At 64.3% G+C, this 19,101-nt stretch carries 17 protein-coding genes and 2 tRNA genes; 10 read left to right on the top strand and 9 right to left on the bottom strand.

Features of this window, described 5'->3' with window-relative positions; genetic code table 11:
* Positions 1-15 precede the first annotated feature (15 nt).
* Both AXYL_RS05840 and AXYL_RS05835 read left to right on the top strand, forming a co-directional pair.
* Complete coding sequence (locus AXYL_RS05840) at positions 16-2,772, top strand: M16 family metallopeptidase (protein ID WP_013391866.1); 2,757 nt, start codon at positions 16-18, stop codon at positions 2,770-2,772.
* A gap of 285 nt (positions 2,773-3,057) precedes the next feature.
* A complete protein-coding gene (locus AXYL_RS05835; RefSeq protein WP_013391865.1) occupies positions 3,058-3,447 on the top strand; it encodes a DUF4148 domain-containing protein in 390 nt (129 codons plus the stop codon).
* A 317-nt stretch (positions 3,448-3,764) separates the two neighbouring features.
* Here the strand turns inward: AXYL_RS05835 and dnaJ are convergent, their stop codons facing one another.
* From dnaJ to hrcA, 7 genes are all read right to left on the bottom strand, one after another.
* Positions 3,765-4,895 carry a molecular chaperone DnaJ gene (dnaJ, locus tag AXYL_RS05830; RefSeq protein WP_013391864.1) on the bottom strand — a complete coding sequence of 377 codons (1,131 nt, stop codon included), beginning with the start codon at positions 4,893-4,895 and terminating at the stop codon, positions 3,765-3,767.
* A 109-nt stretch (positions 4,896-5,004) separates the two neighbouring features.
* The gene (gene dnaK / locus AXYL_RS05825) at positions 5,005-6,930 is read right to left on the bottom strand and encodes a molecular chaperone DnaK (protein WP_013391863.1); all 1,926 of its coding nucleotides are present in this window, start codon (positions 6,928-6,930) and stop codon (positions 5,005-5,007) included.
* 80 nt (positions 6,931-7,010) lie between these two features.
* Positions 7,011-7,415, bottom strand: a complete 405-nt coding sequence (locus tag AXYL_RS05820; protein ID WP_013391862.1) for a thioredoxin family protein — start codon at positions 7,413-7,415, stop codon at positions 7,011-7,013.
* A 14-nt stretch (positions 7,416-7,429) separates the two neighbouring features.
* A complete protein-coding gene (gene grpE, locus AXYL_RS05815; protein WP_013391861.1) occupies positions 7,430-7,987 on the bottom strand; it encodes a nucleotide exchange factor GrpE in 558 nt (185 codons plus the stop codon).
* A gap of 235 nt (positions 7,988-8,222) precedes the next feature.
* Complete coding sequence (locus tag AXYL_RS05810) at positions 8,223-8,456, bottom strand: hypothetical protein (protein WP_013391860.1); 234 nt, start codon at positions 8,454-8,456, stop codon at positions 8,223-8,225.
* Positions 8,446-9,561, bottom strand: a complete 1,116-nt coding sequence (hemH, locus tag AXYL_RS05805) for a ferrochelatase (RefSeq protein ID WP_041654993.1) — start codon at positions 9,559-9,561, stop codon at positions 8,446-8,448. The genes AXYL_RS05810 and hemH overlap by 11 nt, the downstream gene beginning before the upstream one ends.
* A gap of 45 nt (positions 9,562-9,606) precedes the next feature.
* Positions 9,607-10,611, bottom strand: a complete 1,005-nt coding sequence (gene hrcA, locus AXYL_RS05800; RefSeq protein WP_013391858.1) for a heat-inducible transcriptional repressor HrcA — start codon at positions 10,609-10,611, stop codon at positions 9,607-9,609.
* Between the two features lie 141 nt (positions 10,612-10,752).
* On the opposite strand from hrcA, the gene AXYL_RS05795 reads away from it, so the two are divergent.
* Together AXYL_RS05795 and recN are read left to right on the top strand one after the other, a co-directional pair.
* Entirely contained in the window at positions 10,753-11,652 is a 900-nt protein-coding gene (locus tag AXYL_RS05795; protein WP_013391857.1) for an NAD kinase, read from the top strand.
* Positions 11,653-11,665: 13 nt separating this feature from the next.
* Positions 11,666-13,321: a DNA repair protein RecN gene (gene recN, locus AXYL_RS05790; RefSeq protein ID WP_013391856.1), complete on the top strand. Its 1,656-nt coding sequence runs from the start codon at positions 11,666-11,668 to the stop codon at positions 13,319-13,321.
* Between the two features lie 143 nt (positions 13,322-13,464).
* Here the strand turns inward: recN and fur are convergent, their stop codons facing one another.
* Positions 13,465-13,884 carry a ferric iron uptake transcriptional regulator gene (gene fur / locus AXYL_RS05785; RefSeq protein WP_013391855.1) on the bottom strand — a complete coding sequence of 140 codons (420 nt, stop codon included), beginning with the start codon at positions 13,882-13,884 and terminating at the stop codon, positions 13,465-13,467.
* A 152-nt stretch (positions 13,885-14,036) separates the two neighbouring features.
* Between fur and AXYL_RS05780 the strand changes: the two genes are divergently transcribed.
* A complete protein-coding gene (locus tag AXYL_RS05780) occupies positions 14,037-14,573 on the top strand; it encodes an outer membrane protein assembly factor BamE (protein ID WP_013391854.1) in 537 nt (178 codons plus the stop codon).
* 15 nt (positions 14,574-14,588) lie between these two features.
* Positions 14,589-15,380, top strand: a complete 792-nt coding sequence (gene dapB, locus AXYL_RS05775; protein WP_013391853.1) for a 4-hydroxy-tetrahydrodipicolinate reductase — start codon at positions 14,589-14,591, stop codon at positions 15,378-15,380.
* A gap of 63 nt (positions 15,381-15,443) precedes the next feature.
* Here dapB and murB read toward each other — a convergent pair whose 3' ends face one another.
* The gene (murB, locus tag AXYL_RS05770) at positions 15,444-16,490 is read right to left on the bottom strand and encodes a UDP-N-acetylmuramate dehydrogenase (RefSeq protein WP_013391852.1); all 1,047 of its coding nucleotides are present in this window, start codon (positions 16,488-16,490) and stop codon (positions 15,444-15,446) included.
* 228 nt (positions 16,491-16,718) lie between these two features.
* Between murB and AXYL_RS05765 the strand changes: the two genes are divergently transcribed.
* The 4 genes from AXYL_RS05765 to AXYL_RS05750 all read left to right on the top strand — a co-directional run bounded on the left by AXYL_RS05765 (position 16,719) and on the right by AXYL_RS05750 (position 18,996).
* Positions 16,719-16,794, top strand: a tRNA-Gly gene (locus AXYL_RS05765).
* A gap of 273 nt (positions 16,795-17,067) precedes the next feature.
* Positions 17,068-17,141: transfer RNA gene (locus tag AXYL_RS05760), tRNA-Cys, on the top strand.
* 77 nt (positions 17,142-17,218) lie between these two features.
* Positions 17,219-17,452 carry a hypothetical protein gene (locus tag AXYL_RS05755; RefSeq protein ID WP_013391851.1) on the top strand — a complete coding sequence of 78 codons (234 nt, stop codon included), beginning with the start codon at positions 17,219-17,221 and terminating at the stop codon, positions 17,450-17,452.
* A gap of 83 nt (positions 17,453-17,535) precedes the next feature.
* Complete coding sequence (locus AXYL_RS05750) at positions 17,536-18,996, top strand: catalase (RefSeq protein WP_013391850.1); 1,461 nt, start codon at positions 17,536-17,538, stop codon at positions 18,994-18,996.
* The last annotated feature ends 105 nt before the right edge of the window (positions 18,997-19,101 follow it).

The raw sequence follows: 19,101 nt of genomic DNA, 5'->3' as shown, positions 1-19,101 counted from the left end.
AAGGAATTGTCTGCCATGCGCCTGTCCCTATCGAAGCTGCCGCGCCCGCTGGGCGTGCTGCTGTTTTCCTCCTTCCTGGCCTTTCAGGCCGGCGCCGCCAGCCTGCCGGCCGGCGTCTCGGAGGCCGCCTCGATTGAAGGCATCACCGAATACCGCCTGGCCAACGGCCTGAGAGTGCTGCTGGTTCCCGACGAATCCAAGCCGTCCACCACCGTCAACATGACCTACCTGGTGGGCTCGCGCAACGAGAACTACGGCCAGACCGGCATGGCGCACCTGCTGGAGCACATGCTGTTCAAGGGCACCTCCACCACCCGCAACGCCATGGGCGAGTTCTCGCGCCGCGGCTTGCAGGCCAACGGTTCGACCTCCAGCGACCGCACCAACTATTTCGCCAGCTTCGCCGCCAACCCCGAAACCCTCAAGTGGTACCTGGGCTGGCAGGCCGACGCCATGGTCAATTCCCTGATCGCCAAGGAAGACCTGGACTCGGAAATGACCGTGGTCCGCAATGAAATGGAAAGCGGCGAAAACAGTCCCTTCCGCATCCTGATGCAGAAGATGCAGTCGGCGGCCTTCCAGTGGCACAGCTACGGCAAGAACACCATCGGCGCCCGCTCCGACGTCGAGAATGTGGACATCGGCCAGTTGCGCGCCTTCTATCATGAGTACTACCAGCCCGATAACGCCGTGCTGATCGTGGCGGGCAAGTTCGACCCGCAGGCGACGCTGGCCGATATCGAGGAAACGCTGGGCAAGCTGCCCAAGCCCGAGCGCAAGCTGCCGCCCGAGTACACCGTCGAACCCGCTCAGGACGGCGAGCGTTCCGTGACCCTGCGCCGCACTGGCGGCACGCCGCTGGTCGCGGCGATGTACCACATCCCGGCCGCCGGCAGCGCCGATTTCGTGCCGCTGGACCTGGCCGCCACCATCCTGGCCGACACGCCCTCGGGCCGTCTCTACCACGCCCTGGTCCCGACCAAGCTGGCCTCCGGCGTGTTCGGCTTCACCATGGAAAACCTGGATCCGGGCCTGGCGATGTTCGCCGCCCAGCTGACGCCGGGCAAGAGCCTGGACGCCGCCATGAAGGCGCTGACCGGCACGCTGGAATCCCTGGGCAAGAAGCCGTTCACCCAGCAGGAGCTGGACCGCGCCCGCAGCAAGTGGCTGACCGCCTGGGAACAGACCTACAGCGATCCTGAACAGGTCGGCGTGGCGCTGTCCGAGGCCATCGCCGCCGGCGACTGGCGCCTGTTCTTCCTGCAGCGCGACCGCGCCCGCAAGGCCACGCTGGCCGACGTGCAGCGCGCCGCGACCACCTATCTGGTCCAGAGCAACAGCATCGAAGGCCGCTACATTCCGACCGAAAAGCCGCTGCGCGCGCCGCAGGAGCAGCGCGTGGATCTGACGGCCGTCTTCAAAGACTACAAGGGCGACCCCGACTTCAAGGCCGCCTCGGCCTTCGATCCCACGCCCGAGAACATCGACAAGCTGACGCAACGCAAGAAGCTGGACCTGTCCAACGGTACGGTCCAGCTGGCGCTCCTGCCCAAGGCCACCCGCGGCAACCGGGTGCAGGCGCAGATGCTGATCCAGTTCGGCAATGAAAAAGACCTGCTCGGCCAACGCGTGAACTCCAGCGCCGTGGCCGACCTGCTGACCCGCGGCACGGCCAAGCTGTCGCGCCAGGACATCCAGGACCGCCTGGACAAGCTGCAGGCGGAACTGGGCTTCAGCGGCGGCGGCACCACGCTCAAGATTGCCATGTCGACCAAGGGCGAAAACCTGCCCGAACTCACCGCCCTGGCGCTGGACATCGTGCGCAACGCCAACTTCCCCAAGGAACAGCTCGAGGAATACCAGCGCCAGCTCGAAACCTCGATCCAGAACGCCATGACCGAACCTTCGGCCTTGGCCGGCCGCGCGCTGGCGCGCCAGGACAACCCGTGGCCCGCCAATGACCTGCGCTACGTGCCGACCTTCGAGGAATCGCTGGCGGGCATACGCGGACTGAACCGCGACGCCCTGGTCAAGTTCCACTCCAAGTTCTACGGCGCCGGCGACATCGAGTATTCGGCAGTGGGCGATTTCGAGCCGGCGGCGGTGGAAAACGCGCTCAAGACCGGACTGGCCGGCTGGAAGAAGGCGCCCGCCTACACCCGCGTGCCCAACCCGTACCGCGACATTCCCGCCAAGCAGTTCGACATCGAAACGCCGGACAAGGCCAATGCCTTCTACATCTCGCGCATGCCGCTGAAGCTGCAGGACACGGACGCGGACTACGCCGCGCTGTACCTGGCCAACTACCTGTTCGGCGCCTCCGAAACCTCGCGCCTGTGGAACCGCGTGCGCGAAACCGAAGGCCTGTCGTACAACGTGCGCAGCTCGCTGTCGGTCTCGTCGTTCGAACCCTCCGCCAGCTGGACCATGTACGCCATCTACGCCCCGCAAAACCGCGAGCGCCTGGAAAAGGCGATCGGCGAGGAACTGGCGCGGGTACTGAAGGACGGTTTCTCGGACAAGGAGATCTCGGATGGCATCACGGCCCTGCTGAACTACCGCAACCTGGCCCGCGCCCAGGATGACGTGCTGGCAAGCACCTGGCTGGACTACATGCAACGCGGCCGCACTTTCGCCTGGTCGGCCGAGATGGACAAGAAGATCTCCGCGCTGACCGCCGAATCGGTCAATGCGGCCATGCGCAAGAGCCTGCGCGCGGACGGTTTCAGCACGGCGGTTGCCGGCGACTTCAAGAAGAAGACCGCACCCTGAGCCTCCCCGTTTCCCTGCAAAGCCCCGCTACGGCGGGGCTTTTTTCGCCTGGCCGCCCTGAGTCAGTTCACCAAAACTCACAGGGACACCCCTCGACTATGCCAAAAATGGACGAAATCATAAAAGCGAACATGATTACTCGATTATTTGGAAAGATGTTTTCAAGATATACGGGTTTATCCCAGGTGAGATAACGAGCAGAATTCAGTCATCGGGAACAAACAACGAACCACGACGGAAGGCCGCCGGATTCGGTCCCAAACCAAGACGAATTGGAGGTCCACCATGAAAACCCTAACCACCACCCTGCTGCTATCCCTGGCCCTGGTTGGCGTTGGCGCCCAAGCCGCCGGCGCGGAACAAGCCAAGAGCAGCGCCCAGGTCGCCACCGAACTGCAGCAAGCCAAGATCAGCGGCCAGTACACCTTCGGCGAGCTGGACTATCCGCCCGCCCTGCCCCAGACCACCAGCCTGAGCTCGCAGGAAGTGCAAGCCCAGCTGCAACAAGCCAAGATCAGCGGCCAATACACGTTTGGCGAACTGGAATACCCGGCGGCTGTGTCCGCCCCCGCCAGCGCCATGACGCGCGCTGACGTCCAGCAGGAACTGGCGCAAGCCAAGGCCAGCGGCCAATACACGTTCGGCGAACTCGAGTACCCGCCGATCACCCGGTGAGCTGCTTGCTGTGGCCCGGCCGGCCTCGGACGGCATCATGGTTTGAGGCCGGTTTTTTACCGGCGACAGCAGCGGTCGATGTAGCAGTAGAAGTAGCGGTAGAAGCTGAAGTTTGAAGTTGAAGTTGATGCAGCAGTTGCAGTAACCGCAGTAGCAATAGCAGTGATCGCAGTTGTAGTAGCAGCACCAGGACCGCGGCTCGCGCCGCGGTCTTTTCATTTGCGCACGCCATCTTCCCGCAACGGCGCCTTTGCTTTATCCCAAGACGAAAAAAAGGCCGCGACAACGTCGCGGCCTTCTTGCTTGCATCAGGCGATTCAGCTGAAGAATTCCTTCACCCGGTCGGTCCAGGACTTGCTTTGCGGCGAATGGCGGTCGCCGCCATCGTTCAGCGAAGCCTCGAACTGGCGCAGGATGTTCTTCTGGTCGTCGCTCAGGCGCACCGGCGTTTCCACCACCACATGGCAGTAGAGATCGCCCGGGTAGCTGCCGCGCACGCCGCGGATGCCCTTGCCGCGCAGGCGGAAGGTCTTGCCGGACTGCGTGCCTTCGGGGATCGAGATCTCGGCCTTGCCGCCCAGCGTCGGCACCTGAAGCTCGCCGCCCAACGCCGCCGACGTGAACGGGATGGTCAGTTCGCAGTGCAGGTCGTCGCCGTCGCGCTGGAAGATCTTGTGCTGCTTGATGTGGATTTCCACATACAGGTCGCCCGGAGGGCCGCCGTTGATGCCCGGCTCGCCGTTGCCGCTGGAGCGGATGCGCATGCCGTCGTCGATGCCGGCCGGAATCTTGACCTGCAGCGTCTTGTTGCGGCGGATGCGGCCCACGCCATCGCAGGCAGGGCACGGATCGGTGATTTCCTTGCCGTTGCCGTGGCAGGTCGGGCAGGTCTGCTGCACGCTGAAGAAACCCTGCTGCATGCGCACGGCGCCGGAGCCGCCGCAAGTGCGGCAGGTCTTGGGCGAGGTGCCGGCCTTGGCGCCGGAACCGTGGCAGGTGTCGCAGTGTTCCCAGCTGGGCACGCGGATCTCGGTGTCGAAGCCGGCCGCGGCCTGCTCCAGCGTGATTTCCAGCGCGTACTTCAGGTCGGCGCCGCGGTAGACCTGCGGGCCGCCGCCACGGCGGCCACCGCCACCGCCGCCGCCGAAGATTTCACCAAAGATGTCGCCGAAGGCGTCGGCGAAACCGCCGCCCATGCCCCCGCCCATGCCGGCGGAGTTGGGGTCCACGCCCGCATGGCCGTAGCGGTCGTAGGCGGCGCGCTTCTGATCGTCACCCAGGACCTCGTAGGCTTCCTTGGCTTCCTTGAACTTCTCTTCGGCTTCTTTGCTGTCCGGGTTGCGGTCCGGATGGTACTTCATGGCCAGCTTTCGATAGGCCTTCTTGAGGTCGTCGTCCGAAGCGTTCTTCGCAACGCCCAAGACTTCGTAATAGTCACGTTTTGCCATGATCCGTGGGCTCGAAAACGAGCCTTCTTTTCAGTGCTACAGAATGAGTACGCCCGGTAGGCGGATTTCTCCGGCTACCGGGCGGCAGAGGCAGGTCAGCGCCCGGCCATTATTGGTCGCGCTTGACTTCCTTGAAGTCGGCGTCGACGACATTGTCGTCCACCGGCTTCGCGTTATCGGCCGCTTGCTGCTGGCCGGCGGCTTGCTGCGCCTGCATGTCGGCGTACATCTTTTCGCCCAGCTTCTGCGAAACCGTCGACAGGGCTTCCACCTTGGCGTCGATCGCGGCCTTGTCGCCGTCCTTCAGCGTGTCTTCCAGTTCCTTGATGGCGGCTTCGATGCCTTCCTTTTCGGAAGCCTCGAGCTTGTCGCCATACTCGGTCAACGACTTGCGGGTGGCATGCACCAGCGCATCGGCCTGGTTGCGCGACTGAGCCAGTTCGGCGACGCGGTGATCTTCCTCGGCGTTGGCCTCGGCATCCTTGACCATACGCTGGATCTCGTCTTCCGACAGACCCGAGTTGGCCTTGATGGTGATCTTGTTTTCCTTGCCGGTGCCCTTGTCCTTGGCGGACACGTGCAGGATGCCGTTGGCGTCGATGTCGAACGTGACTTCGATCTGCGGCATGCCGCGGGGCGACGGCGGGATCCCTTCGAGGTTGAACTCGCCCAGGGCCTTGTTGCCCGCGGCAATTTCGCGCTCGCCCTGGAACACCTTGATCGTCACGGCCGGCTGGTTGTCGTCAGCGGTCGAGAAGGTCTGCGAGAACCGGGTCGGGATGGTCGTGTTCTTCTGGATCATCTTGGTCATCACGCCGCCCAGGGTTTCGATGCCCAGGGACAGGGGGGTGACGTCCAGCAGCAGCACGTCCTTGCGGTCGCCCGACAGCACGGAACCTTGAATGGCGGCGCCAGCGGCGACGGCTTCATCGGGGTTCACGTCCTTGCGCGGATCCTTGCCGAAGAATTCCTTCACCTTTTCCTGGACCTTGGGCATGCGGGTCATGCCGCCGACCAGGATCACGTCGTCGATGTCGGAAACCTTCACGCCGGCGTCCTTGATGGCCACGCGGCAAGGCTCGATCGTGCGTTCGACCAGCTCTTCGACCAGCGCTTCCAGCTTGGCGCGGGTGATCTTCAGGTTCAGGTGCTTCGGACCCGAGGCGTCCGCCGTGATGTACGGCAGGTTGATTTCGGTCTGTTGCGTCGAGGACAGCTCGATCTTGGCCTTTTCGGCCGCTTCCTTCAGGCGCTGCAGGGCCAGCACGTCCTTGGACAGATCAACGCCTTGTTCCTTCTTGAACTCGGCAATGATGTAGTCGATGATGCGCTGGTCGAAGTCTTCGCCGCCCAGGAAGGTGTCGCCGTTGGTCGACAGCACTTCGAACTGCTTTTCGCCATCCACATCGGCGATTTCGATGATGGACACGTCGAACGTGCCGCCGCCCAGGTCATACACAGCGATCTTGCGGTCGCCCTTTTCGGTCTTGTCCAGGCCGAACGCCAGCGCCGCGGCGGTGGGTTCGTTGATGATGCGCTTGACTTCCAGACCAGCGATGCGGCCGGCGTCCTTGGTGGCCTGGCGCTGGCTGTCGTTGAAGTAGGCGGGCACGGTAATGACGGCCTCGGTCACTTCTTCGCCCAGGTAGTCCTCGGCGGTCTTCTTCATCTTGCGCAGCACGTCGGCCGACACTTGGGGAGGCGCCATCTTCTTGCCGCGCACTTCCACCCAGGCGTCGCCGTTGTCGGCCTTGACGATGGCATAGGGCATCAGGTTGATGTCCTTCTGCACCGCCTTTTCTTCGAACTTGCGGCCGATCAGGCGCTTCACCGCGTACAGGGTGTTGCGCGGGTTGGTCACAGCCTGGCGCTTGGCCGGCGCGCCGACCAGGGTCTCGCCATCGTCCATGTAGGCGACGATGGAGGGGGTGGTGCGAGCGCCTTCCGCGTTTTCAATGATTTTGACCTGCCCGCCGTCCATGACAGCCACGCAGCTGTTGGTCGTGCCCAGGTCAATGCCAATAATCTTGCTCATGGTCGGTTACCTTGATTGAATCTATGAAAATAGGGAGAAACTTCTTGTCCCCACATAACTGGGGCTGTCCGCAGGGTTTTTCAAGACGCCTGGCCGGAATTTTCTGCAGCCGGCTCCTGCAAGCGGCGCATGGCCGCCGTGAACTGCGGCAAGCCAGGCCAGCCCGTGATTCGGCCCAGCCGCTTCCCGGCGCGGTACAGCACAAAAGTGGGGACGCCATGCAGGGAAAAGCGCCTTCCCAGCGCTTCGTCCGCGTAGACGTCCGCCTCGAACCAGGTCAGGCCCAGTCCCAGCAGCGTTTCCTGATGCAGCAGGGCCGCCTGCTTGAAAAGATTGCAGTTGTAGCAATCCTGGCCCCACAGAAACACGCAGCGCAGATCCGTCCCCGGCGCCTGAACCACCGCCTCGTCGAATCCCGCGGTGTCGACATGACGCATGCCGAACACCTGGAAAACCTGGGCGGGGTCGAACCGGGGATCCGTCATGGCGCGCGGCCTGTTCAGCCCTGGCCGGCGGACACCACCACCAAGGCCGGGCGCAGGGTCCGGTCGGCGATGGCATAACCCTTCTGCAGCAGCTGCACCACGGTATTGGCGGGCTGCTCGGCGGGTATGGACGAAATGGCCTGATGCTGGTGCGGGTCGAACTTGTCGCCCTGCACCGGCGCGATTTCCTTGAGCAGATTGCGCTCGAAGCCGGCCGTCAATTGCTTGAGCGTCACTTCCACGCCCTCGCGCAGCGTTTCAACGGTCTGGTCAGGCTGGGCCAGCGCGGCTTCCAGGCTGTCCTTGACCGGGACCAGGCTTTCGGCGAAAGACTCGATGCCGAACTTGCGCGCCTTGGACACGTCTTCCTGGGCGCGGCGGCGCACGTTCTCGGCTTCGGCCCGGATGCGCAGAAGCTGGTCCTGCTGCTCGTTGACGGTAGCCTGGGCGGCGTCCAGCTGGGCGCGCAACTCGTTCAGCTCGGCCTGCATGGCGTCCTCGGCGGCGGAGGCCGCATCGGCGTTCTGGCCGACTTCGGGCGTCTGGTCTACAGGCTCGTTGGGTGCCGTCATGGGGAATCCTCCAAAAAGAATGGCTTTCGCAGACATGAATGGGGGCCAATACCCCTATTTCAAGCCCGGGAAAGCAAATATTCCCTGACGGCACCGGGCAGCAGAGGCAGTCTGAATGTACTCAAAAACCCGCCCAATTTCCGCCAAATGCCGTCAAATCTAAGACTGCAAGCATAGATTCGGCGTTTTCCACCGCCATCCGGCAAACGGCGGACACCTGCCGCGGCTAGCTACTTCACTTCTTGTGCGGTTGCGCGGGCGCGACCGGGTCGCTGGCGGGAAAGCTGTCCTTCAGGGCGCGGTCCACGGCCCGATCCTCGTCGGGCTCGGGGCTGATCGCGATGGGATCGCTGGCGGGAAAAGTCTCGGCGAGCGCCTCGTCCAGTTCGTGTTCCACCTGATCTTCGTCCACAGGGGTGCTGACCTGCCCCTTTTTAACGATCTTGCCAGTCTTGGGATCATGGTGCATGCGCCTTCTCCTTCAAGTCCGTGATTTGCGTGGGCCACCCCTGCAAGTGGCGTGCCACCAGGTCGGCCAGCCCTGCGATCCAGGCCGGATCGTCGTTGATCGCCGGGATGTAGCGGAAGCGCTTGCCGCCGGCCCCGATAAAGGCGTCGCGGCACTCCAGGCTGATCTCTTCCAGGGTTTCCAGACAGTCTGCCACAAAACCCGGACACACCACATCGACCTCGGTCACGCCTGCCGCGGCCAGCGCCTTCAGGGTGGGTTCGGTGTAAGGCTCCAGCCAACGGGCGGTGCCGAAGCGGCTCTGGAAGGTCACCTCGATCTGCTCACGCGGCAGCGACAGGCGCTGGCCCAGCAGGCGCGCGGTCTCCATGCAATCGCGGTAGTACGGGTCGCCCAATTCGATCGAATAACGCGGCAGGCCATGGAAGCTCATGACCAGCTTCTGCGGCTTGCCGTGTTCCTGCCAATAGCGCTCGATCCGGCCGGCCAGCGCGTCCAGGTAGGCCGGTTCTTCGTGGAAGCGCTTGATGAAGCGCAGTTCGGGCTGGTCGCGCAAGCGGCCGGCGTGGCGGGTGACCGCGTCCACCACCGTGGCGGTGGTGCTGGCGGCGTACTGGGGATAGAGCGGTACGGTCAGAATGCGTTCGCAGCCCTGCTTGCGCAGGCGCGAGATGGCGTCGGGGATCGAAGGATTGCCGTAGCGCATGCCCAGCTCCACCACGGCGTCGATGCCGGCCTCGGCCAGGGCGGCGCGCACGCCGTCGGCCTGGCGCTGGCTGTACACCATCAGCGGCGAACCTTCCTTTAGCCAGACGCCGGCGTAGCGCGGCTCCAGCTTCTTGGGCCGCGAGGTCAGGACCAGGCAATGCAGGATGGGCTTCCACAGATAGCGCGGGATCTCGATCACGCGCGGGTCCGACAGGAACTCGCCCAGATACTTGCGTATGTCCTGCTTGCCCGGGCTGTCTGGCGTGCCCAGGTTCACCAGCAGCACACCGACCTTGCCCGGCCCGCGCGGCGCGGGGTCTTCGTCGAAGGGATCCTCCTGCTCGGGTTCCGGCAGATAACGCTCAGGCCACAGGTACTTGAACAGGCGAAGAAACACAAACACTCCCCTTCCTCCGCGAGGAGGACGTAGCTTCGGATAGACCTACTGGTTATGGCTGAGGGCGTTGGACAGCAAGCGCGCCGTGATATCCACGATGGGAATGACGCGTTCATAGGACATGCGGGTGGGGCCGATGACGCCCAGCGTGCCCACGACCTTGCCGTCCACGCCATAAGGCGCGGTGATGACCGAGACCTCTTCCATCGGCACCAGCTGCGAATCGCCGCCGATGTAGATCTGCACGCCCTGGGCGCGGGTGGACACGTCCAGCAGCTGCAACAGGTCGGTCTTTTTCTCGAACAGCGAGAACATCTTGCGCAGGCGGTCCATGTCGGACGCGATGTCGGTCACGTCCAGCAGCTTGCGCTCGCCGGAGATGACCATGGCGTCGCCGTCCTCGGCGGCTTCCGCGCTGGCTTCGACCGCGGCCTGCATCAGCCGCGAGATATCTTCGCGCAGCTGCGCCAGTTCGGTCGACAGCGTCTGCCGCACCGCATTGAAGGACTTGCCGGCGAAGTGCATGTTGAAGAAATTGCCGGCTTCCAGCAATTCCGCCTCGGCGTAGTCGCGCTGGACGAAAAGAATGCGGTTCTGGACGTCGCCGTCGGGCGTGACGATGATGAGCAGCACGCGCTTGTCGGACAGGCGGATGAATTCGATCTGGCGGAACACCTGGGCGCGCTTGGGCGTCAACACCACCCCCGCGAACTGGGTCAGGTTGGACAGCAGCGCCGCCGCCGCGTTGACGGCCCGGGTGGGTTCGGCGGCCGCCAGCATCTCGCCCATGTTGTGCGGCTCGAGCTGGTAGGACTGCACCGCCAGCAGCGAATCGACGAACATGCGGTAACCCCGCGGCGTGGGAACGCGGCCGGCCGAGGTGTGCGGGCTGTGGATCAGTCCCAGTTCTTCGAGATCCGACATCACATTGCGGATCGTGGCCGGGGACAAGTCGAATACTTTCGATAGCGTCCGCGAGCCGACTGGCTGCCCATCGGCGATATAGCGTTCGATCAACGCTTTCAGTAGTGCGCGTGCGCGGTCATCCATAACAAGTATTTTAGGGAATCTTTTTCAATTGAGGCGATTTTTGTCCCGCAAGCACATATGCGGCCCCATATAATCGGCTAAACCGCCCATTCCGGGCAGGTTTCGGCTTCTGGTCCGGCCTTTTTTGATACGCAAGCAGCCATGCATTTTCCTACCGTAGCCCTGATCGGCAGATACCAGGACACCGGCCTGGACACACCGCTGAGAGCACTGGCCCACGCGCTGACGCAAGCGGGCCGGCAAGTGCTCATCGATGCGGACACGGCGCGCAATACCGGATTGACCGAATACCCCGTCGCTACGCTCGAGGAAATCGGCAAGACCGCGTCGCTGGCCGTGGTCATGGGCGGCGATGGTACCGTGCTGGGCGCAAGCCGCCACCTCGCGCCCTACGGCATGCCGCTGGTCGGCATCAACCACGGCCGCCTGGGTTTCATCACCGACATCGCGCTGCAGGACGCGCACGCTGCACTGGCGCGCGTGCTCGAAGGCAGCTTCCAGATCGAAGAACGCATGCTGCTGGAAGGCAGCGTGTGGCGCGGCGACCAGAAGATGTATTCCGCATCCGCCCTGAACGACGTGGTGCTGAACCGCGCGGGACGCGGCGGCATGATCGAAGTGCGGGTGGAGCTGGACGGCGCCTTCATGTACACGCAGCGCGCCGACGGCCTGATCATCGCCACGCCCACGGGCTCCACCGCGTACGCGCTGTCGGCCAACGGCCCCATCCTGCATCCCGGCATGAATGCCATGGTGCTGGTGCCCGTGGCGCCGCAAACGCTGTCCAACCGCCCCATCGTCATTCCCGATTCCGGCGTGCTGAACATGACGCTCACGGCCATGGGCCGCGTCGAAGTCGGGGCCAGCGTGCATTTCGACATGCAGACCTGGTCCGACCTGCAGCCGGGCGACCGTATCGTCGTGCAGCGCGCCCCCTATACCATCCGCTTCGTGCATCCCGAAGGCTACAGTTTCTTCTCCACCCTGCGCCGCAAGCTGCACTGGAACCTGATGCCCGAAGCCTCCGACAACGTAGAGTAGTAAGCGCCCCGACATGCTGCGCACCCTGCATATCCGCGACTTCGTCATCGTCGAACAGACCGAGATCCATTTCGGCCCCGGCTTCAGCGTCTTTTCCGGCGAAACCGGCGCGGGCAAATCCATACTGGTGGACGCGCTGGCGCTCGCGCTGGGCGAACGCGGCGACGCCAGCATGCTGCGCGAAGGCGCGCCGCGCGCCGACATCACCGCGGTCTTCGACACGCCCAAGGGGCTGGTCGCGTGGCTGCAAGAGCGCGAGATCGACGCCGACGCTGAGCTGTCGCTGCGCCGCGTCATCGACGCCCAGGGCCGCAGCCGCGCCTACATCAACGGCACGCCGGCCACCGTGGCGCAATTGCGCGAACTGGGCGACAGCCTGGTCGACATCCACGGCCAGCATGCGCACCAAAGCCTGATGCGCGCCGACGCCCAGCGCGACCTGCTGGACGCCCACGGCGGCCATGGCGAACTGCGCAACGCGGTCGGCCAGGCCTGGAAGCAATGGCGCGCGCTGGCGCGCCAGCTGGAAGCCGCAGAAAAGGACGCCGCCAGCCTGGCCACCGAACGCGACCGCCTGCAATGGCAAGTCGACGAACTCGACCAGTTGAACCTCGGCCCCGACGAATGGGACGCGCTGCAGTCCGAACACACGCGCCTGTCGCACTCGCAATCGCTGCTGGACGGCGCCACGCAGATCATTGACGCCCTCGACGGCGAAGGCGACTCCGCGCACCACCGGCTCACGTCTGCCAACCACCGCATCCAGCAGATGCTGCGCCATGACCCCGGCCTGCAAGGCGTGCACGATGAACTGGAATCGGCGCGCATCGCCATCAGCGAGGCCGTGTCGGACCTGAACAACTACGTCAGCCGCGTCGACCTCGATCCGCAGAGACTTGTGGCTGTCGAGGCGCGCCTGGGCCTGGTGTTCGAAACCGCCCGCAAATTCCGTGTCGAGCCCGACGCGCTTTGCGAGCTGCGCGACACGCTGCATGCGCAGCTCAAGGCGCTGCAGGCCGCGGGCGACATCGATGCCCTGCGCGCCCAGGCACAGGCCGCGCAGGCGCAGTACGACGCCGGCGCGGCGAAATTGACGACGGCGCGCCGCAAGGTCGCCAAGGACCTGGGCAAGCAGGTCACGCAGGCCATGCAGACGCTGGCCATGCAGGGCGGCAAGTTCGAGCCCACCCTGGCCGCATCGGCGCCCTCCGCGCATGGCAACGAGCAGGTCGAATTCCTGGTGGCCGGCCATGCCGGCACCACGCCGCGCCCGCTCGCCAAGGTGGCCTCAGGCGGCGAACTGTCGCGGATCTCGCTGGCGCTGTCCGTCATCGCCAGCCGCGCCGCGCGCGTGCCCACGCTGATCTTCGACGAAGTCGACAGCGGCGTCGGCGGCGCGGTGGCCGAGGCCGTCGGCAAGCTGCTGCGCGAACTCGGCGAACGCCATCAGGTCCTGTGCGTGACCCATCTGCCCCAGGTCGCGGCCTGCGCCAACAACCAGTTCCTGGTCAGCAAGGCCGAATCGCGCGGCGCGACCCGTTCCAGCATCGAAGAGCTGGACGCCCCCGCCCGCGTCGAGGAAATCGCGCGCATGCTGGGCGGCATCAAGCTCACCGCGACCACCCGCGAACATGCCCGCGAAATGCTGGCAGGCTTCGGACAGGACTGAAAGGCTCCCTCCGCTCCCGCCAACAACGCCGGGGCGGGTCTGATTTCATCTCGCACACAAAAAAAGCCCCTTCAACCTGAAGGGGCTTTGGATCTCGCATACCCGCTGCGAGCGTAGCCGCGGGCTGGACTACCGGGCCGGGATCAGCGGCCCTTCATGCAGCTGCCGCAAATGCCGTACAACACCATGGCGTGGCTTTCCAGCGCGAAGGCGTTGTCCTTGGCAATCTTTTGCTGACGCTTTTCGATCTCGGGGTCCGAAAACTCGACCACCTTGCCGCAGTTCGTGCAGATCAGGTGATCGTGATGATCGCCGTCGTTGAGCTCGAACACCGCCTTGCCGCTGTCGAACTGGCTGCGGGCAAGAATGCCGGCCTGTTCGAACTGGGTCAGGACGCGGTAGACGGTGGCCAGCCCGATTTCGACGTTTTCGCCGATCAGGGCGCGATAGACGTCTTCGGCGCTCAGGTGCCGTTGATCCGATTTCCGGAAAATATCAAGAATTTTCAGGCGGGGGAACGTCGCCTTCAAACCCATGTTCTTCAGTTCGCTTTGGTCGCTCATGGTGTAATCGCTCTCCGTCCGCGTTGGCATGGGCAGGATAGGTTCACCGCGAGCCGGCTCACCGAAATCATGCCGCCACGCGGAACTATCCTTATGAAACCTTTATGATAACGGTTTTGTCTGCTTCCAAATAATAGGGGCGCGTAGTGTCCATGATTGCACGAATTCCCTCCCGCTCGCTGAAGACCGGCCTGGCGGTGGCCGCCCTGGCCGTCGCCCTGGCCGGATGCTCGGGGGACAAGTGGGGCTTCCCCTACAAAGCCGGCGTCCAGCAAGGAAACTGGATCACCCAGGAGCAGGTGGCCCTGCTGCAGCCCGGCATGACGCGCGAACAGGTGCGCTTCGCCCTCGGCAGCCCGACGCTGACCAGCGTGCTGCACGCCAACCGCTGGGACTACCCCTACTACTACAAGCCCGGTTACGGCGACGCCCAGGAGCGCAAATTCACGGTCTGGTTCGAAAACGACCGCCTGACCCGCTGGGAAGGCGACAAGCAGCCTGACCTGCAGCCATACCAGATCAATACGCCCAACGCCGTCGCCGACGAAAAGGCGGACAAGCGCCTCACGGAGGACGAAGCCCGCCAGAAGGAAGAGGAAGACCAGCGCAAGCGCGACGCCGCCGCACCGGTCAGCCCTCTCAACCAGTATCCTGGCCAGCCGGGCAACGCCCCCGAGCCGCTCAAGTAACACCAAGGACTATCCATGCGTATTGCAATTGCCGGCGCCAGCGGCCGGATGGGCCAGATGCTGATCGAAGCCGTCCTGAACGCCTCCGGGCTGCAGCTCGCCGTGGCGCTCGACCGCCAGGGCTCGGCCGCGCTGGGCCAGGATGCCGGCGCGCCCTTGGGCAAGCAGACCGGCGTGGCCATCACCGATGATCTCGACGCACTGGCCCAGGCCGACTGCCTGATCGACTTCACCCGTCCGGAAGGCACGCTCGAACACCTGCAGGCCTGCGTCAAGCACGGCGTGAACGCCGTCATCGGCACCACCGGTTTCGACGACAACGGCCGCGCCGAGATCGAAGTCGCCGCCCAGAAGATCGGCATCGTCTTCGCGCCCAACATGAGCGTGGGCGTCAACGCCACGCTCAAGCTGCTGGACATGGCCGCGCGCATCCTGAACTCCGGCTACGACGTCGAAGTGTTCGAAGCGCACCACCGCAATAAGGTCGACGCGCCCTCGGGCACCGCGCTGAAAATGGGCGAAACCATCGCTTCGGCCTGGAACGTGGCCCTGCCGGACGTCGCCACCTGGAGCCGGCACGGCGATACCGGCGTGCGCAAACCCGGCACCATCGGTTTCTCCGTACTGCGCGGCGGCGACATCGTCGGCGACCACACCGTGTCCTTCTGCGGCATCGGCGAACGCATCGAGATCACGCACCGCTCGGCCAGCCGCGCCACCTACGCGGAAGGCGCCCTGCGCGCCGCCCGCTTCCTGGAAGGCAAGCACAACGGCCTGTACGACATGCAGTCCGTGCTGGGCTTCTGAGCCGCCCTCCCCGACAAAAAAAGGACCCCGCGGGGTCCTTTTTCTTGCCAGGCCGAAACAGCCTCACACCACCACGGGTTCCGGCTCCAGCCGCACGCCATAGCGCTCGGACACCGCTTCCTGGATGGCATGCGCCAAGTCCATGATATCGGCTGCCGTCGCCCCGCCGCGGTTGACCAGTACCAGGGCCTGGCGCTCGTGCACACCCGCAGCCCCCAGCGTGCGGCCCTTCCAGCCGCACTGGTCGATCAGCCAGCCAGCCGCCAGCTTGTAGCCGCCATCCGGCTGGGCGTATGACACCAGGCCGGGAAAACGGCCGAGCAAGGCGTCGCGCACCTCGGACGATACGATGGGATTCTTGAAAAAGCTGCCCGCATTGCCCGTCACCGCCGGATCGGGCAGCTTGGCGCGGCGGATCTCGCATACCGCGTCGAAGATATCGCGCGCAATCGGCGCGCCTTCTGCCAACCGCGCATGGCGCTGCAGGTCGGGGTAAGCCAGCACCGGCCGCCAGGGCCGCGGCAAGGCGAAACGCACGCTGACGATGACCCACCGTCCCGGTTCATCGTGCTTGAACACGCTGTCGCGATAGGAAAAACGGCAATCGGCCGCGCTCATTTCGACCAGACGGCCCGCGCGCACATCCCAGGCGGTCAGGCCATGGAAGCGCTCCTGCAGCTCGACACCGTAGGCGCCGATGTTCTGCACTGGGGCCGCGCCCACCGTGCCCGGAATCAGCGCCAGGTTCTCCAGCCCGTCCCAGCCCTGCTTTACGCAGCTTTCGACAAAGCCGTGCCAGGTCTCGCCGCCTGCCGCCTCGACCAGCCAGGCATCGGACCGGGCTTCCAACAGGCGCACGCCCTTGAAGGCGACCCGCGCCACCAGCCCCTGCACCTGGCGCGGCAGCACCAGATTGCTGCCGCCGCCCAGCACCAGCAGGGAGGACGCCGCGCGCGCCAGTTCCGTTAGCGCTGGCAACTGCGCCGGATCCTCCAGGGCCACAAAGGCCCCGGCCCGCGACTCCAGCCCCAGCGTGTTCAGCCGGGTGAGATCCTGGCTGACGGGGAACAAGGCGGGGGACGGATGGGCTGGGACGGGCGAATTTGACATGGATGCTGCGGATTGCTATAGTTTCTGTCTTCGCTCATATTACTTGATTGAGTGCTTGCCCTGAGTTTCGGGTCTTGTTCGAAAGCTGCTCGCAGTGAACAAAGCCAAAAAGCACAGGCCAAGACAAGCTCAAAAAAATCATGTAAGATGCGCGCCTTCTGATCGATAACCAAGTTGATCAGAGTGAATAAGAAAACAGGTTCTGGCTGTTTCAAGTGCAGAACCCATGCGGGAGTAGCTCAGTTGGTAGAGCGCAACCTTGCCAAGGTTGAGGTCGCGAGTTCGAGACTCGTCTCCCGCTCCAAATTTTGATTTCCAGATCCTTTCTGGAAATCCTTGAGAAAGGGCCTTCGGGTCCTTTTTTCATTTCCGCGCCCGCATCGGGCACCTTCCCGCACAGCGCCGCCGCGCCCTCCCCGCCCCCCCCCAAGAGTCCGCGCTCCTCTGCGGCCTATGACGTACATATCTATGTCCTGCGTCATTCATCCTGGACGTTAGGACAATATTCGTGGATTCGCGGAAGTCCACGCCTCGCTCCGCTTGCGTACCATGCATTACGTCCTAGGACAAATAAGATGGCGCGGTGGCAGAGTGGTCATGCGGCAGATTGCAAATCTCCTGAGGTTGGTTCGATTCCAGCCCGCGCCTCCAAGATCGGCCTGGCGATTCTCCCCTTCAAGCCGGAATCGCCAGGGCATCCGCCCTGGCGGCATACGAAGGAGATCGCCTTGATTCAAGTCACCCTGTTCCACGACGGCTGCAACCTCTGCCTGAGCATCGATCGCAATATAGCGGCGGTGTTCACGACGCCACAGCATCGCTACGAATCGTTCGACCTCGCGCGGCAACCCGAACACGCCGCACGGGCCCGCGCCCTGGGCATCACCCGCCTGCCGTCCCTCGTCATCGACGGCCGCGTGCTGCGCCTGGAAGACCACTCCCCCATCGAGCACTACGCCTGAACCCCACGTGGCCGGATCCGGGCCCGCTGCGATGCACCCGCTCTTGAAGGCCGCTGCCACGTCAACAACGCAAGGAGCCCATCATGAGCAAACTCACCACCGCATTCGGCGCCCCCGTTCCCGACGACGACAACACCATGACCGCCGGTCCGCGCGGGCCTGCGCTTTTGCAGGACGTCTGGTTCCTGGAGAAGATGGCGCACTTCGACCGCGAGGTGATACCGGAGCGGCGCATGCACGCCAAGGGCTCAGGCGCCTTCGGCACGTTCACCGTGACCCATGACATCACGCGCTACACCAAGGCCAGGATCTTCAGCCAGGTCGGCAAGCGGACCGACATGTTCGCGCGATTCTCCACCGTGGCCGGAGAACGCGGCGCGGCCGATGCCGAGCGCGACATCCGCGGCTTTGCCCTCAAGTTCTACACCGAAGAGGGCAATTGGGATCTGGTCGGCAACAACACGCCTGTCTTCTTCGTGCGCGATCCGCTAAAGTTTTCCGACCTGAACCGGGCCGTCAAGCGCGATCCACGCACGGGCATGCGCAGCCCGCAGAACAACTGGGATTACTGGACCCTGCTGCCCGAGACCCTGCACCAGGTGACGCTCATCATGGGCGACCGCGGCATTCCGAAGAGCTATCGCCATATGCACGGGTTCGGCAGCCACACCTATAGTTTCATCAACGCCGCCAACCAGCGGTTCTGGGTCAAGTTCACCTTCAAGACCCAGCAAGGCATCCAGAACCTGACGGACGCCGAAGCCGGCCAGGTCATCGCAGCGGACCGCGAAAGCAACCAGCGCGACCTGTACGAAGCGATCGAACGGGGCGAATTCCCGCGCTGGACCCTGTACGTGCAAATCATGCCCGAGGCCGAGGCCAATACCTATCATCTCAATCCCTTCGACCTGACCAAGGTCTGGCCGCACAAGGACTATCCGCTGATCGAGGTCGGCGTCCTGGAGCTCAACCGGAATCCGGAGAATTTCTTCGCCGAGGTCGAACAGGCCGCGTTCAGCCCCGCGGTGATCGTGCCCGGCATCGGGTTCTCACCGGACAAGATGCTGCAAGGCCGTCTGTTCTCGTATGGCGACACGCAACGCCATCGCTTGGGCGTGAACTATCCGCAGATCCCGGTCAACGCGCCCCGCTGTCCGTTCCATAGCTACCACCGCGACGGGGCCATGCGCGTGGATGGCAACGGCGGCAGCGCGCCCGCGTACACGCCCAACAGCCATGGCGCCCTGCAGGCGCAGCCGGACTACTCCGAACCGCCACTGGACCTGAGCGGCGCCGCGGCCCGTTGGAACCACCGGGAAGATGCCGACTATTTCTCCCAGCCCGGCGACCTGTTCCGCCTGATGGCCGCGGACGAAAAACAAAGGCTGTTCGAGAACACCTCCCGCGCGATCCGCGGCGCGTCCGGGGAAATCATCGAGCGCCACATCGCCAACTGTGCCCAGGCCGATCCGGCGTACGGGCAAGGCGTGCGCGAGGCGATCGCGGCGCAGACTGATTTGGACGGCCCGCGAGCCGCCCCCTAGGTTCAAAAAACATCAACCAACACGCCACGGATAGCCGATACACTGAACTCTCCCATAGCCGGTATAAAAACAGGCGCGCGGCGTTTACCAGCGCGGCCCTCGGAG

Source organism: Achromobacter xylosoxidans A8 (assembly GCF_000165835.1).
Classification (GTDB): domain Bacteria; phylum Pseudomonadota; class Gammaproteobacteria; order Burkholderiales; family Burkholderiaceae_B; genus Achromobacter; species Achromobacter xylosoxidans_B.
This window is presented reverse-complemented; position numbering and strand designations above follow the sequence as displayed.